The organism is Corallococcus macrosporus DSM 14697 (assembly GCF_002305895.1).
In the GTDB taxonomy this organism is placed as follows: domain Bacteria; phylum Myxococcota; class Myxococcia; order Myxococcales; family Myxococcaceae; genus Myxococcus; species Myxococcus macrosporus.
This window is the reverse complement of the sequence record NZ_CP022203.1, coordinates 7,239,342-7,252,261: the sequence shown is the minus strand read 5'-3', so window position 1 is coordinate 7,252,261 and position 12,920 is coordinate 7,239,342. Positions and strand designations below refer to the sequence as shown.

Below are 12,920 nucleotides of genomic sequence, written 5' to 3'. Positions count from 1 at the left end.
GAGCTCCGGGGCGGGGCTGGTGGGCTACCAGCGCACGAGCAGACGGTACCCCTCGCTGCTGCGCTCCTCCACGGTGATTCGAGGCCGGGCGTTGGCCAGCTCCAACATGGCCTCCAGGCCCCCCGCCATCAGCTCGGGCCGGTTGAAGCGGTCCGACATGGAGATGCGGCGACCCCGCTCGCCCTCGGGGGACATCGAGACGTCCAGGTCCGAGCGGCCCATCATCGCCAGGTAGCGAGGCACCCGCTCCAGCGTCTGCGCCGGGCCAATCAGGGGCAGGGCCACCGCCGTCATGCGGCCCACCAACGTCTGCGCGAAGCCAAGGACGCTCTGGCGGCCCAGTCGCCGGTAGGCGTCCTCGTCACCGAGCTCCGCGTAGCGCTCCCGCCGCGCCAGGGCCACCGCCCGCTGCCAGAGGGTGATGGGGTAGTCCAGCTCCGGCTTCCGGCTGTCGTACCCCAGCGTCTCCAGCTCCCGCAGCAGGGCGGCGTCCGCCTGGAGCCCCCGCACGAACAGTCCCTCGAACACGCTGGCGGGGATGCGAGGCATGGGAGGGGGCATGCCAGGAGTCTACGCGAAATCCACTATGAGTTCATGTATTTCCTGTATTCCAGGTTGATGCCGACCAGGAGGGGAGGCGCGGGGGCGCGGGGCGATTGCCAGCCCGCGAGCCGGGTTGCTATGGGGCCGCGAGCGCCTTAGAGGAGACGTCCAAGGAGAATTGAATGTCGGTGAACATCCAGCTCGAGTGGACCCCGAACCCCAGCACGCTGAAGTACGTGGTGGACCGGCGGTTGTTGGCGGGCGGCGCGGTGAACATCACGAACCGCGACGATGCCCAGGTGAAGTCCCCGCTGGCGCGCAAGCTGATGGACGTGCGTGGCGTCACGGCGGTGATGATTGGCACCAACTTCGTGACGGTGACGAAGGGGGAGGAGGGGGAGTGGGACGAGCTCAATGACGAGGTCATGGCCACGCTCGACACGCACCTGACGGCCAACGAGCCGGTGGTGGACGAGGCGGCGCTGGCGGCGGCCCGCGAGGCGGCCGGGCAGGGCGCGGGTGGCTCGGTGGAGGGGCGCATCCAGGACATCCTGGACAGCGAAATCCGCCCGGCGGTGGCCATGGACGGTGGTGACATCACCCTGGACCGCTTCGAGGACGGCATCGTCTACCTGCACATGAAGGGCTCGTGCGCGGGCTGCCCGTCGTCCACGGCGACGCTGAAGATGGGCATCGAGGGGCGCCTGCGGGAGATGATTCCCGAGGTGCTCGAAGTGGTGTCCGTCTGAGGCGCAACGTCAAGGCCTCGCAGGTCCGGCGGGAGCTGCTGCCGGACCAGTCCCCCGCGCTGCTGCGCGAGCTGCACCTGCTCACGCGCGAGGGGCACCTCAACGCGGACGCGCTGCGCAAGCTCAAGCAGGTGAACCACCTGATGGGCCTCCTGCGCCCCGCCGTGGAGGACGTCCAGGCGCGCCACCCCAACGCGGTGATGGTGGACGCGGGCAGCGGCAACGCCTACCTGGGCTTCGTCCTCTACGAGCTGTTCCTCAAGAACGCGGACAGCGGCGCGCTGCTCTCCATTGAAGGCCGGCCGGAGCTGACGGAGCGGGCCCAGGGCCGCGCCCAGCGGCTGGGCTTCACGCGGATGCAGTTCCAGACGGCGCACATCGACACGGCGACGTACCCGGAGCGCATCCACCTGCTGATGGCGCTGCACGCGTGTGACACGGCCACGGATGACGCGCTCGTCGCGGCCATCCGCCATGGCGCGGACCACGTGGCGGTGGTGCCGTGCTGCCAGGCGGAGGTGGCCGCGCAGCTCAAGGAGAAGCGCCCCGTCGTGGCCAGCAGTGGCTCCATGTCGCTGCTGTACGCGCACGCGTGGCACCGGCGCGAGTTCGGCTCGCACCTGACGAACGTCATCCGCGCGCTGACGCTGGAGGCCTTCGGCTACCAGGTGACGGTGACGGAGCTGACGGGCTGGGAGCACTCGTTGAAGAACGAGCTCATCCTGGGCCGCCGGGTGCACCGGGAGAACCGGCGCGCGCGCGCGCAGTTGGAGCGGCTGCTGGCGGAGACCGGCGTGACGCCCAAGCTGACGCGCGAGCTGGGCGTGAAGCCCACGGCGGCGGCCGGGGGAACCGTCTCCTCGACGGAGGCGCCGGAGTCCCCTGGACCTGCTTCGTCCGAGCCAGCGCCGGCCTCCGCCGGCTCCGAGGCGTGAGCCACGCCGCTGCGCAGGTGTACGCCCTGGGCTGAATGGGCAGGGCCTGGGGCGCGTTCGGAGCGCTCGCTGTTCGGAAATGTCGGGACATTTCCAGGCGCAAAACCCCCGACATTTCCAAACAGCAAGGTCTGAGGCTCGCCCCGGGGCCCTCCTCGCGGGTGCTCCGCCGCGGGCGCCGCGGTGCCGCATGCCGCGCAGGTGGGTGGCCTGCGCAGGCGAGGTCAGAAGGGCGCCGGCCGCTCCAGGGTGAGGCGCTGTCCCGTGGCGGGGTGCTGGAACGACAGGGCCTCCGCATGGAGGTGCAGCCGGGAGCCCGGATGCCCGTAGAGACGGTCACCGACGATGGGCGCGCCCAGGCCGAGCGGATGGGCCGCATGGACGCGCAACTGGTGCGTCCTCCCGGTGAGCGGGAAGAGGGCAACCTTCGTGCGGCCCTGGCTGCGTTCGAGCACGTGCCACTCCGTCACCGCGGGTTTGCCGTGCACGGGGTCGTGAATCTGGCGGGGCCGGTCGTCCAGGTCCACGCGCATGGGGAAGTCGATGGTGCCACGCTCGCCCCGGACGCTGCCTTCGACCCAGGCCACGTAGCGCTTGTGCACCTCGCGCCCCGCGAACTGCCGTTGCAGCGCCGCGTAGGTGCGCGCGTCCTTGGCGGCGACGAGCAGCCCCGACGTGTCCAGGTCCAGCCGGTGCGCGAGCATCGTCCCCGTCGCGCCGGGAGCGCGCGCGCGCAGCCGGGCCAGCACCGAGTCCTCCACCGAGACGTCCTTCGCGGGGACGGAGAGCAGGCCCTCCGGCTTGTCCACCACCACGAGCCATTCGTCCTCGAAGACGATGTCCAGTGGCCGGGGTGGCAGCGTAGGCACCATGAAGGGGCGAGGCGCGGCGACGGAAAGTCCCTCCAGCATGTACGGCAGCAGCGGCCCGCACTTGTCCTTGCAGGCAGGGTAGTACGCGCCGGCGGCCCGGCCTCCCGCGGGAGGCGGTGCGCCCCACCAGAACTCCGCGAGCGCCAGGGGCTGGAAGCCTTGAGTGAGGGCATGTGCCAGCAGCTTGGGGCCGGCGCAGTCCGCCGCGCCCGAGGGGGGCTCGTCGCTCGCGTAGAGGTCGCGCAGGTGACGGCGCTCGCCCCGGGCGTTGGGCACCACGTAGGTGTCGTGCAGGCGCTTCATCAGTGCACGGCAGACGATGCGCCGCAGCCGCTCCATGGCGCGCAGCCGCCGCTCCAGGCGGGCCCGCAGCGGTGAGAGCGTCCGTCGCGCCTCGTCGTGCTCCGCCTCCAGCCCGCGCAGCTCCGCCTTGTCCCTCCGGCTCTCCTGGTCGAGCGCATGCACCGCCGCCCGCCTCGCGTCCTCACTCAGTCCTGCCGAGGCCGCGATATCCGCGCGCCGCGCGTGGCGCTGCTTCTTCCGGGCGTCGTGCGTGGCACGCAGCGCCGCGCGAGCCTCCGCGTGGCGCGCCACCAACGCGTCATCTTCCGCGAGGAGGGCGGCACGCTCGGGCGATTGCCGGAAAGCCTCCTCGCGGGCCATCAGGCGCTTCACCAAGGCCTCGCCCGAGGGCTCCAGTTGCTCCCGCGCGTCACGAATGAAGAGGGGAGGCACGAAGCCAGGCAGGTCCCAACGACCCTCCAGCATCCCAGAGAAGGCGCGGAGGAACCCGATGCGTCCGTCAGGCGCTCGGACGGCGAGGACGCCGAACATCTTCCCACCGGCGGTGGTGTCGAGACACGAGGCCGGAAGCCCGGGCGCGAGCCGGCCCGCCCGGAGCTCGCGCTGAAGCCACTCCGCCGCCCGGCATGCCAGCGCGTGGGGCGCCCCCTCGTCGAAGGGGCTCGGGAAGCGCTCCGGGAGCTCGTCCGCGAGGGGCTGCGGCTCGAAGGGCGTGAACCACGGTCCGGCGGCGAGGTGCGGCCCACCGCCCGCGCTCACGAGCGTCCCGCCGAGGGCTCCGTCAGCAGCAACCGGCACCGGAGCCCGCCGTTCTTCACCGGGAGGCTCCGCGCGCCCGCGAGTCCCAGCGCCTTCACCAGGGCCGCCTCGTCCGGAAGGATGACCGCCGCGCGCCACCCCGCGAAGCCGCCGCGCAGCGTGTTCCCCAGCGCCCGGTACAGCGCGGGCAAATCCTCGGCTTCGCCCACGCGCTTGCCATAGGGCGGATTCACCACCACCAGCCCCGGACCCGCCACGGGCGCCTTCAGCGTCCGCGCGTCCTGCCGCTCCAGCGCGAGCGTCACGCCCGCGCGCCGAGCGTTGCGCCGCGCCGTCCCCAGCGAGCCCGCGTTGAGGTCATAGCCATGGAGCGCCGCCGTGGGCGCGGGCAGGGCCTCCGCCTCCGCGCGCGCCTTGCGTTGGCTCCAGGCCTCGGCGTCGAAGGAAGGGAAGGCCTCGAAGGCGAACGCGCGCAGCAGCCCCGGTGCCCGGTGCATGGCCATCCACGCGGCCTCCACCAGGAACGTGCCCGAGCCGCACATGGGGTCCACCAGGGGCTGCGTGCCGTCGTAGCCGGCCAGCCGGAGGATGCCCGCCGCCAGCGTCTCACGCAGCGGCGCGCGGCTGACCTCCTGCCGGTAGCCGCGCCGGTGCAGGGCCTCTCCGCTGGTGTCGGCGCTCACGGTGAAGGCGTCCCCCTCCACGCGCACCAGCAACGTCAGCCCCGGGCCTCCGCCCTCCTCGTCGAGCGGCCCCGCGCGCTCCACCGAGGGAACCCCCCACGCATACGCCGCCGCGGAGAGCACCACGTCCGGCCCGGGCACCGGCGAGCGGTGCAGGCTCACCGACAGCTTCGGAGGAAGCCGCCCATCCCAGACGTGAGACAAATCCAGTCCGGCCAGCCGGTCCGCGAGCGCGTCGGAGTCACCCGCGCGGAAGCTGCCCACGCGCAGCAGCACGCGGCTGGCGCAGCGAAGGCGCAGGTTGGCGTCCTGGTGCAGTCCGGCGGGGCCCTCCAGCGCCACCCCGCCCTCCACGCGGTGGGGCCTCCAGCCCAGCGCGGAGGCCTCGGCCTCCAGGGCGGGCTCCAGGCCGGGGAGGGTGGAGACAAAGAGCTGTTCGTCGGTGGGGGCGCGCGTCACGAGGGCGCCCATTGTCCGCGTCCCGGCGCGCGCCGCAATGCCTCAGTTCAGGACGCGGGCGCGGAAGGCCGCTCCCAGTCCGGCGACGGGGCTGGCGGAGCGGGGACATCCGCATAGACACCGCGGTAGTCGGGCGGCAGCAGCTCCGCCACCCGGCGCATCATCGCGTCCACCAGCGCCTGGCGCGGGTCCTCGGCGCCCGCCACCTCGGCCTCCAGCGCCTCCACGCGGAAGGGCGGGCCGAAGCGCACGAAGACGTCGGCCTTGAACAGCCGCTCGCCGCCCATGTCCGAGTCGTTGATGGGCATCAGCTTCTCCGTGCCCTGCAGCGCCACCGGCACCACCGGCACCCCCGCGCGCCTGGCAATCAGCGACAGGCCCTTCTTCGCCTGGGTGAGCGCGCCGGTGCGGCTGCGCGCGCCCTCCGGGAAGATGAGCACCGACTTGCCGGCCTTGAGCGTCTCCAGCGCGCGCCGCATCGCCTCGATGTCGGGCGAGTTGGGCTTGATGGCGATGGTCTCCATCGTCTCCGAGGCCAGGCGCGTCATCACCGTGGTCTTCAGCTTCACCCCGGCCAGGAAGACGACCTTGCGCGGCCGGAAGGCCCGGTCCAGCGTGAAGCCGTCCGCGTTGGACAGGTGGTTGCAAAGGAAGAGGCAGGGCTGGTCCGGGAGGTGCTCCCGCCCCAGGACCCTCTCGTTCGCCAGGGTGTCCCAGACGCCATCCATCAGGGCGCGGACCACCTGCTGGCGGGCGCCTTCTGGCAGCTTCGACATCAGGAAGAAGAGAATGCGCAGCACGTGTCGGTCGCCTCTAGCTCGGGGGGGGCGGTCGTCCCAGGCCCTCAACGCTCCACCCGCAGATGTAGTTCCGATGAGTGTCGCGCGTCAGCACCTCTCCTGTCCTGGCGCCTCGTCTGCCGGGCAGGCCGTCGTACAGCCAACGCTCATGTGGGACTGGGGGGCGGGACGGTTTTTGCTTCCCCTCTTCCCACCCTCCACACGGGTTGGCTATGGGAGGGCGCATGAGTCTGGTCGAAGTCCGCGCGTCGCGCGCCAGGAAGCCCGTGGAGTACGAGGTCACCGTCGACCACGTGCGCATGGACACGCACGACACGGCGACGCTGTTCCTGGATTTCGGCGGGGTGCCGCTGGACTACAAGGCCGGGCAGTTCCTCAACATCGACCCGCACCAGTTCCCCGCGCTGGCGCGCCTGTCCGCCTATCTCCAGGAGCAGAAGGGGCGCAAGGAGCCGCAGCGCTCCTACTCGCTCGCCTCCGCGCCGCACGAGCCGCTGGTGGCCATCACCGTGAAGGACGAGGAGTTCATCCCCGGCCTCACCCGCTATCCGCCGCTGCTGTCGCCCTACCTGGTGCACGGCCGCCTCACCGGCGCGCGGCTGAAGGTCATGGCCTTCATGGGGCCCTACGTGCTGCCAGAGGACGTGGAGGCGCGCACCGGCCACATCGTCCACCTGGTGGCCGGCTCCGGCGCGGTGCCCAACTTCGCCATCCTCAAGGACGCGCTCCACCGGGGGCTGAAGCTGCGCCACACCTTCCTCTTCTCCAACAAGACGTGGGGGGACGTGCTGTACGGCGACGAGCTGGCCGCGCTGGCGCGTGCGCACCCCGACCGCGTGCGCGTGGTGCACACCCTCACGCGGGAGACGGACGAGTCGCGCTTCGGCGCCGACGTGCGCAAGGGCCGCGTCCACCAGGCCCTGCTGGAGGAGCTGATTCAGGACCGGGACACGTGCCTGGTGTACGCGTGCGGCCCGGCGATTACGCCGTGGGACCGGCGCAAGGCGCTGGAGACGCGCACGCCCTCCACGCCGCGCTTCATGGAGACGGTGCTGGGCCACCTCCACGCGCTGGGCATCGACGACAAGCGCATCAAACGGGAGACATACGGCTAGGCACCAGCGGCAGCCACAGCTCGAAGCGAGCGCCGCCCCGGGGCCGGCTGCTGGCGCGCACGCTGCCCTCGTGCGCCAGCACCACGCGCCGGACGATGGCCAGCCCCAGGCCGCGGCCATTGGCGCGCGTGAGGAAGAAGGGCTGGAAGACGCGCTGCGGGTCCACGTCCGGGATGCCGGGCCCTTCGTCCTCCACCACCAGGCGCACGCCGCCGTCCGCGGGCTCCACCGTCATCCGCACCTTGCCGCCCGCGGGCGAGGCCTGCACGGCGTTGCGCACCAGGTGCGTCACCGCGAGCTGGAGCAGCGTCTCGTCACCTTCGAGCGCTGGCGTCCCCGCGGCCTCGTCCACGCTGAAGCGCAGCGTGGGCGCGTCCGGCGGGCCGTGCATCTGTCCCAGCGCGCGGCGCACCAGCTCGCCGAGCTGCACGGGCCGGGGGCGCGGCTCCAGCGGGCGCACCACGTCCAGCAAGTCCCGGACGATGTCCTCCAGCCGGATGGCCTCCTCCTCCAGCATGCCCACCGCGGCCTGGCCCGTGGGGCCCAGGTGCGCCTCGCGGCGCAGCACCGCCACCGCGTTGAGGATGGCGCCCAGCGGGTTGCGGACCTCGTGGGCCACGACGCCCGCGGCCTCGCCCAGCACCTCCAGCCGCTCGCGCGCCACCAGTTCGTCCTGGAGCCGGGACACCTCCTCCAGCCGCACCGCGGACGTCTGGTGGTGACGCACGTTCTCCAGCGCGCCGCCCACGAGCTGCGCGAACAGCTCCAGGGTGCTGGCGCCCGCGGGCGTGAGGGCGGGGCCCTGCACGCAGAGCACGCCATACGGCTGGCCCTCCACGAGGACGGGCGCGTCCAGCCCGCGCGTGTCTGGTGGATGGAGCTGGTGGACGGGCGCCACCCCGTCGGGGGCGTCCGGATAGCGGGCCACGCCGAGCATGTCGTGGTGGAAGACGGCCTTGCGCCGCTCGAGCACCTCCAGCAGGTGCGGCAGGGCCGGACGGGGAATCCGCACGGCGTCCAGGGGCATGCCGTAGACGGCCTCGGCGTCGGCGACGTTGAAGGGGCTCTGCCGCGCGGGCCCGTAGCGGAACGCGTCCCCCTCCACGCGCATGATGGAGACGGAGAAGCCCTGGCGGTAGATGGCCTCCACGGCCGTCTCCAGCACCGAGCGCTCATCCCGGCAGCGCAGCATCGTCGAGGCGGCCACCACCAGCGCCTCCGTGAGGCGCCGCACCGAGTCCTCGGCCTCCGCCTCCAGCAGCACCACCACCAGCTCGTCCGCGTGCGCCCCAGGCGCGTGCCACACCGACAACGTGCGCTGGGGGCCGTGCGCCGGCTGGACGCGGACCCAGACGGGCCGCTCGGGTATCGGTCCGCCCTGGCTGAGCGTCTGGTACATCGGCTCCACCCAGCCGCGCTCCTCCGGCACGAAGCGGCGGATGCTCTCCGAGAGCGGCAGGGCCTCCAGCTCCGCCGCTGGAACACCCAGCAGGGTGGCGAGCGCCGTGTTGACCCGTAGCACCTGCTCGCCGCGGAGGATGGCGGTGGGGAGGGGCATCGCTTCGAGCAGCCGGTCCGCGGCGGAGGCAGTGGTCACGGCGGTCATCCTCTGAGGCCGTCACACCCTCCGCAAGCGGACTCCCGCGGAGCTGGCAGCGGCGGACGCAATGGGTTTTCCCGCACCCCGTAGGGAAGGGCGAGGGGCGACACCCGGAGGGCACGACGATGAACTTCATGAACCTGATGGACCGCGATGACCTGGAGCTGAAGTCGGTGATGGCCGTGATGGCGGCCTTCGTGCTGATGGGGGCGGTGTTCCTGGGGCAGATTCTGTAGCGGCCGCCTCAGGGCTTCTTCTTCAGCTCCTTGGCGCGAGCCAGGTACTTCTGGACGAACTCCTTCTCCTCCGGGCGAAGGTGGCTCAGACGCAACCCGTAGCCGCGCGGGTTCTTTCCGTCCTCCAGCGAATTCTCCCAGATGACGGAGCTGCGCAGCGTGAGCACCCGGGGCGGCTCGTCGAAGCGGAGCGTCAGCTCGACGAGCGTCCCCAGCCGCAGCGGTTTGTCGGTGGCGATGAACAGGCCGCCCGACGACAGGTTGATGATGCGGTGGTCGGTGAAGATGCCCGCGGTCTGCAGGGTCACCTTCACGTCCGCGTGGATGCGGTCGTCGGAGCGCCGCTCCAGGCCAACGAACTCCGCGCTGGAATACGTGGGCGCCGCCGCGGCCCGTCGCGTGGACGGCGCGGGCGGCGGCGGGGCGGGTGGGGGCGGCGCGATGGGCGCCCGGGCCATCACCGGCGCGGCCTGCACGGGGCGCGGCGGCGGGGCGGGGGCCACGGCGGCGGGCGCCGCGTGCACCACCGGGGGCGGCCGGGGCGGCGCGGGCACGACGGGCCTCGGCGCCGCGGCCACGACGGGCGGCGGCGGGCGGGGCGCCTGCGCCGCCTGCGTCCAGGTGGCCTCCGCGTCGCGCATGCGGCGCGAGAGGAAATCGAAAATCTCCGCCGACACCTTCTTCAGCTCCGGATGCGTGTCCGGGGCCAGGTGGTCCGGCGTGAAGCGCTTGGCCATGCGGAAGTAGGCCAGGCGCAGCTCGTCCAGGTTGGCGGTGGGCTTGAGGCCGAAGACTTCATGGGCCGGCAGGCTCTGCATCGCGCGCATCTGCGCGCGCAGGCGCTCGGCCTGCTGCTGCTCCACGGAGGGCGTGGGCCGCGCGCTGGCGAACAAGTCCCGCAGCTCGGGCAGCTCCGGCAGGGCGACCCAGTTCGTCCCGTCCCGCGAGGCGCGCACCGCGGCCTTCAAGCGTCCGGAGGCAATCAGCTCCCGGAGGGCCTGGAGCGCCAGGGGCCCCAGCACACGTCCGAGATTGTCCGCGACCCAGTAACTGACAGCAGAAGACGACACGCAGGCACCCCGGAGGTCAGTGAGCCAGCGCCTGGCGCACGGCCGAGGCGATCTCGAGCGGATGGAAGGGCTTGCCCACGAAGCCCACGGCGCCCGCCGCCATGGCCTGCTCCACCACGGGCTCCGCGTCCATGCTGCTGATGACCAGCACTCGCGTGGTGGGCGACACCGCCTTGATGGCGCCCAGGACCTCCAGTCCGCTCTTCTTCGGCATGAACAGGTCCAGGAACATCACCGCGGGCTTCTCGCGCGCGGCGACGGCCAGCCCTTCCTCGCCGTCCGCGGCCTCGAGCAGGCGCAGCTCGATGCCCGTGTCGGCGATGACGTCCTTGAGGATACGGCGCACGAAACTGTCGTCATCGACGAGCAGCAGGGTCGGGGTGTCGGACATGGCTCCGGATGATACTTGGACCGCGCAACATCCGCGCGGGGACATGGCACGCCTGCCCGCCTTTTTGGGTTAAGGGGTGAGCATGTCCACAGACAACGCTCTCTCACACTTCGAGTCGCGGAAGCAGACGTACCTCGAGGACCTCAAGTCCCTCGTGCGCATTCCCAGTGTCTCATTTCCTGGCTTCGATGCGACGCAGGTACGACGCAGCGCGGAAGCCACCGCGCGGCTGCTGAAGGACCGTGGTTTTGAAAACGTTCAGCTACTCGAAATCGAGGGCACGCATCCCTATGTCTATGGCGAGGTGCTCAAGGCGCCGGGCAGGCCCACGTTGCTGCTCTACGCGCACCATGACGTGCAGCCGGCGGGCGACGAGGCGGCGTGGAAGAGCCCGCCCTTCGAGCCGGTGGAGCGTGACGGTCGGCTGTACGGCCGCGGCTCGGCGGACGACAAGGCGGGCATCGTGGTGCACACGTCCGCGGTGGAGTCGTGGCTGAAGGGCGCGGGGCAGCTCCCGCTCAACGTGAAGGTCATCATCGAGGGCGAGGAGGAGATTGGCAGCAACTTCCTGGGCGCCTTCCTCCAGAAGCACGCGGCGCTGTTGAAGGCGGACGCCATCGTCCTCACGGACACGTCCAACTTCGACACGGGCTTGCCATCCATCACCACCGCGCTGCGCGGGCTCGTCACGGTGGACGTGGAGGTCCGGGCGCTGCGGCAGGCGGTGCACTCGGGCATGTGGGGCGGGCCGGTGCCGGACCCCGTGATGGCGCTGTGCCGCATGCTGGCCACGCTGACGCACGCGGACGGCTCCATCGCCATCGAGGGCCTCCGCGAGCGCGTGAAGCCGCTGACGGAAGGCGAGCGTCAGAGCATCCAGGCGCTGCCCGGTGACGAGGCGCACTTCCGCGCGCAGTCCGGCCTGCTGCCGGGCGCGCAGGTGCTGGGCGGCGGCACGCACCCGTGGGAGATGAACTGGCGTCAGCCGAGCATCGCCATCAACGCCATCCAGGCCAGCAGCCGCAAGGACGCGCGCAACATCATCTGTGATTCGGCGTGGGCGCGCGTGGGCATCCGCATCGTCCCGGACCTGGAGGCGAGCGACGTGGAGCAGCGTTTGAAGGCGCACCTGCGCGAGGTGTGCCCCTGGGGGCTGGAGGTCCACTTCGACACGGAGGGCGCGTCTGGCTGGTGGTACACGGACCCGTCACACCCCGCGTTCCAGGCGGCCTTCCGCGCGCTGGAGAAGGGCTATGGCACGAAGGCGGTGGCCATTGGCTGCGGCGCGTCCATCCCCTTCGTGGAGCCCTTCGCGAAGGAGCTGGGCGGCGTGCCCGCGCTGCTCATCGGCGTGGAGGACCCGTACACGTATGCCCATTCGGAGAATGAAAGCCTGCACCTGGGCGACTGGGAGAAGTCCATCCGCAGCGCCATCCACCTCTACGCGGAGCTGGCCGAGGCGCTGAGCGCGTCACGGGCCTGAGGCCCGCGCCTTCCCCTGGCCCTGGATGACGGCTCGCCGGGGGGGCGGGCGGCCGCATGGAGGGAGAGGTCCCATGGACGCTGTGGATACGAGGCTGGTCGCCAGCTACGCGGTGGCCATCGCCTTCGACGTGCTGATGCCGGTGGGCGTGGTGCTGTGGGCGCGCAGGCGACTGGGCGCGTCGTGGAAGGTGGTGGGCTGGGGCGCGGCGGCGTTCGCGCTGTCGCAATTGCTCACCCGGCTGCCGATGGTGCAGGTGGCGCAGTACTTCATGCGGGACGCGCTGAAGGCGTCGTCGGTGCTCCTGGGCGCCTGGATTGCCGTGCTGTCCCTCACCGCCGGCCTCTTCGAGGAGACGGCGCGGCTGTGGGCCTTCCGCAAGCCGCTGAAGGACTTCCGCCGCTGGCGTGACGCGGTGGGCTTCGGCGCGGGCCACGGCGGCCTGGAGTCGGCGCTGCTGGTGGGCGGCCTGGCGGTGCTGGGGCTGGTCAACGTCATCGTCCTGTCGGCCCTGGACCCGTCCACCCTGTCGCTGAAGCCCGAGCAGGCGGCGCAGGTGGTGGAGGCCAAGGCCACCATCGCCGCGCTGGACTGGTGGATGCCGCTGCTGGGCGCCTACGAGCGGCTGGGCGCCATGGCGGTGCACATCGCGCTGTCGGTGGTGGTGCTCCAGCGCTTTCTCCGCGGCGAGGTGAGGTGGTACTGGTTCGCGGTGGCGGCCCACGCCAGCTTCAACGCGCTGACGGTGGTGGTGGGCAAGCTGGCCACCGCGGCGTGGGGGACGCGGTTCGGGGCGCTCGCGGGCGAGGGCATGGTGACGGTGGCCGCGCTCCTGAGCGTGTGGGTCATCGTGTACTTCCGCCGCGTGGAGGCCGCGCGCGAGTCGGTGGCGCCAGGCCTGACGTGAGGCCCGGCGCGCCGG

General features: G+C 71.8%; 12 protein-coding genes. 5 read left to right on the top strand and 7 right to left on the bottom strand.

The genetic code is table 11. The annotated features are described in order from the left end of the window. Positions 1-24 precede the first annotated feature (24 nt). Complete coding sequence (locus MYMAC_RS29235) at positions 25-561, bottom strand: DUF2378 family protein (protein ID WP_095960457.1); 537 nt, start codon at positions 559-561, stop codon at positions 25-27. A 164-nt stretch (positions 562-725) separates the two neighbouring features. Between MYMAC_RS29235 and MYMAC_RS29230 the strand changes: the two genes are divergently transcribed. Beyond that, a complete protein-coding gene (locus tag MYMAC_RS29230) occupies positions 726-1,292 on the top strand; it encodes a NifU family protein (protein ID WP_095960456.1) in 567 nt (188 codons plus the stop codon). Then, the gene (locus tag MYMAC_RS29225) at positions 1,202-2,227 is read left to right on the top strand and encodes a class I SAM-dependent methyltransferase (protein ID WP_043712848.1); all 1,026 of its coding nucleotides are present in this window, start codon (positions 1,202-1,204) and stop codon (positions 2,225-2,227) included. Before MYMAC_RS29230 ends, MYMAC_RS29225 begins: the two co-directional genes overlap by 91 nt. Positions 2,228-2,451: 224 nt before the next feature. On the opposite strand, the gene MYMAC_RS29220 is transcribed toward MYMAC_RS29225, so the two are convergent. From MYMAC_RS29220 to MYMAC_RS29210, 3 genes are read right to left on the bottom strand one after another with little or no spacing between them, the layout of a single operon-like run. Next, the gene (locus MYMAC_RS29220) at positions 2,452-4,161 is read right to left on the bottom strand and encodes a pseudouridine synthase (RefSeq protein ID WP_095960455.1); all 1,710 of its coding nucleotides are present in this window, start codon (positions 4,159-4,161) and stop codon (positions 2,452-2,454) included. Next, positions 4,158-5,315, bottom strand: a complete 1,158-nt coding sequence (locus MYMAC_RS29215) for a THUMP domain-containing class I SAM-dependent RNA methyltransferase (protein WP_095960454.1) — start codon at positions 5,313-5,315, stop codon at positions 4,158-4,160. Before MYMAC_RS29215 ends, MYMAC_RS29220 begins: the two co-directional genes overlap by 4 nt. 35 nt (positions 5,316-5,350) lie before the next feature. Beyond that, positions 5,351-6,103 (bottom strand): lysophospholipid acyltransferase family protein, encoded by a 753-nt coding sequence (locus MYMAC_RS29210; protein ID WP_095960453.1) that lies wholly within the window; start codon positions 6,101-6,103, stop codon positions 5,351-5,353. Positions 6,104-6,327: 224 nt separating this feature from the next. Here MYMAC_RS29210 and MYMAC_RS29205 point away from each other — a divergent pair, with 224 nt between their 5' ends. After that, complete coding sequence (locus tag MYMAC_RS29205) at positions 6,328-7,218, top strand: ferredoxin reductase domain-containing protein (RefSeq protein ID WP_204817010.1); 891 nt, start codon at positions 6,328-6,330, stop codon at positions 7,216-7,218. On the opposite strand, the gene MYMAC_RS29200 is transcribed toward MYMAC_RS29205, so the two are convergent. The 3 genes from MYMAC_RS29200 to MYMAC_RS29190 all read right to left on the bottom strand — a co-directional run bounded on the left by MYMAC_RS29200 (position 7,196) and on the right by MYMAC_RS29190 (position 10,515). Further along, a complete protein-coding gene (locus MYMAC_RS29200; RefSeq protein ID WP_095960451.1) occupies positions 7,196-8,824 on the bottom strand; it encodes an ATP-binding protein in 1,629 nt (542 codons plus the stop codon). The genes MYMAC_RS29205 and MYMAC_RS29200 overlap by 23 nt on opposite strands. Before the next feature lie 238 nt (positions 8,825-9,062). Then, positions 9,063-10,124 (bottom strand): TIGR02266 family protein, encoded by a 1,062-nt coding sequence (locus MYMAC_RS29195; RefSeq protein WP_239989077.1) that lies wholly within the window; start codon positions 10,122-10,124, stop codon positions 9,063-9,065. A gap of 16 nt (positions 10,125-10,140) precedes the next feature. Next, a complete protein-coding gene (locus MYMAC_RS29190) occupies positions 10,141-10,515 on the bottom strand; it encodes a response regulator (RefSeq protein WP_011555961.1) in 375 nt (124 codons plus the stop codon). Between the two features lie 82 nt (positions 10,516-10,597). On the opposite strand from MYMAC_RS29190, the gene MYMAC_RS29185 reads away from it, so the two are divergent. Then, positions 10,598-11,998 carry a M20/M25/M40 family metallo-hydrolase gene (locus MYMAC_RS29185; protein WP_204817008.1) on the top strand — a complete coding sequence of 467 codons (1,401 nt, stop codon included), beginning with the start codon at positions 10,598-10,600 and terminating at the stop codon, positions 11,996-11,998. A gap of 73 nt (positions 11,999-12,071) precedes the next feature. Then, positions 12,072-12,905 carry a YhfC family intramembrane metalloprotease gene (locus MYMAC_RS29180; RefSeq protein ID WP_095960448.1) on the top strand — a complete coding sequence of 278 codons (834 nt, stop codon included), beginning with the start codon at positions 12,072-12,074 and terminating at the stop codon, positions 12,903-12,905. Positions 12,906-12,920: the final 15 nt, after the last annotated feature.

Excerpts from the sequence above, each read along its gene's own strand:
- MYMAC_RS29235 (WP_095960457.1), bottom strand. The coding sequence starts at position 561 with ATGCCCCCTCCCATGCCTCGCATCCCCGCCAGCGTGTTCGAGGGACTG.
- MYMAC_RS29230 (WP_095960456.1), top strand. The coding sequence starts at position 726 with ATGTCGGTGAACATCCAGCTCGAGTGGACCCCGAACCCCAGCACGCTG.
- MYMAC_RS29215 (WP_095960454.1), bottom strand. The coding sequence starts at position 5,315 with ATGGGCGCCCTCGTGACGCGCGCCCCCACCGACGAACAGCTCTTTGTC.
- MYMAC_RS29205 (WP_204817010.1), top strand. The coding sequence starts at position 6,328 with ATGAGTCTGGTCGAAGTCCGCGCGTCGCGCGCCAGGAAGCCCGTGGAG.
- MYMAC_RS29200 (WP_095960451.1), bottom strand. The coding sequence starts at position 8,824 with ATGACCGCCGTGACCACTGCCTCCGCCGCGGACCGGCTGCTCGAAGCG.
- MYMAC_RS29190 (WP_011555961.1), bottom strand. The coding sequence starts at position 10,515 with ATGTCCGACACCCCGACCCTGCTGCTCGTCGATGACGACAGTTTCGTG.
- MYMAC_RS29185 (WP_204817008.1), top strand. The coding sequence starts at position 10,598 with ATGTCCACAGACAACGCTCTCTCACACTTCGAGTCGCGGAAGCAGACG.
- MYMAC_RS29180 (WP_095960448.1), top strand. The coding sequence starts at position 12,072 with ATGGACGCTGTGGATACGAGGCTGGTCGCCAGCTACGCGGTGGCCATC.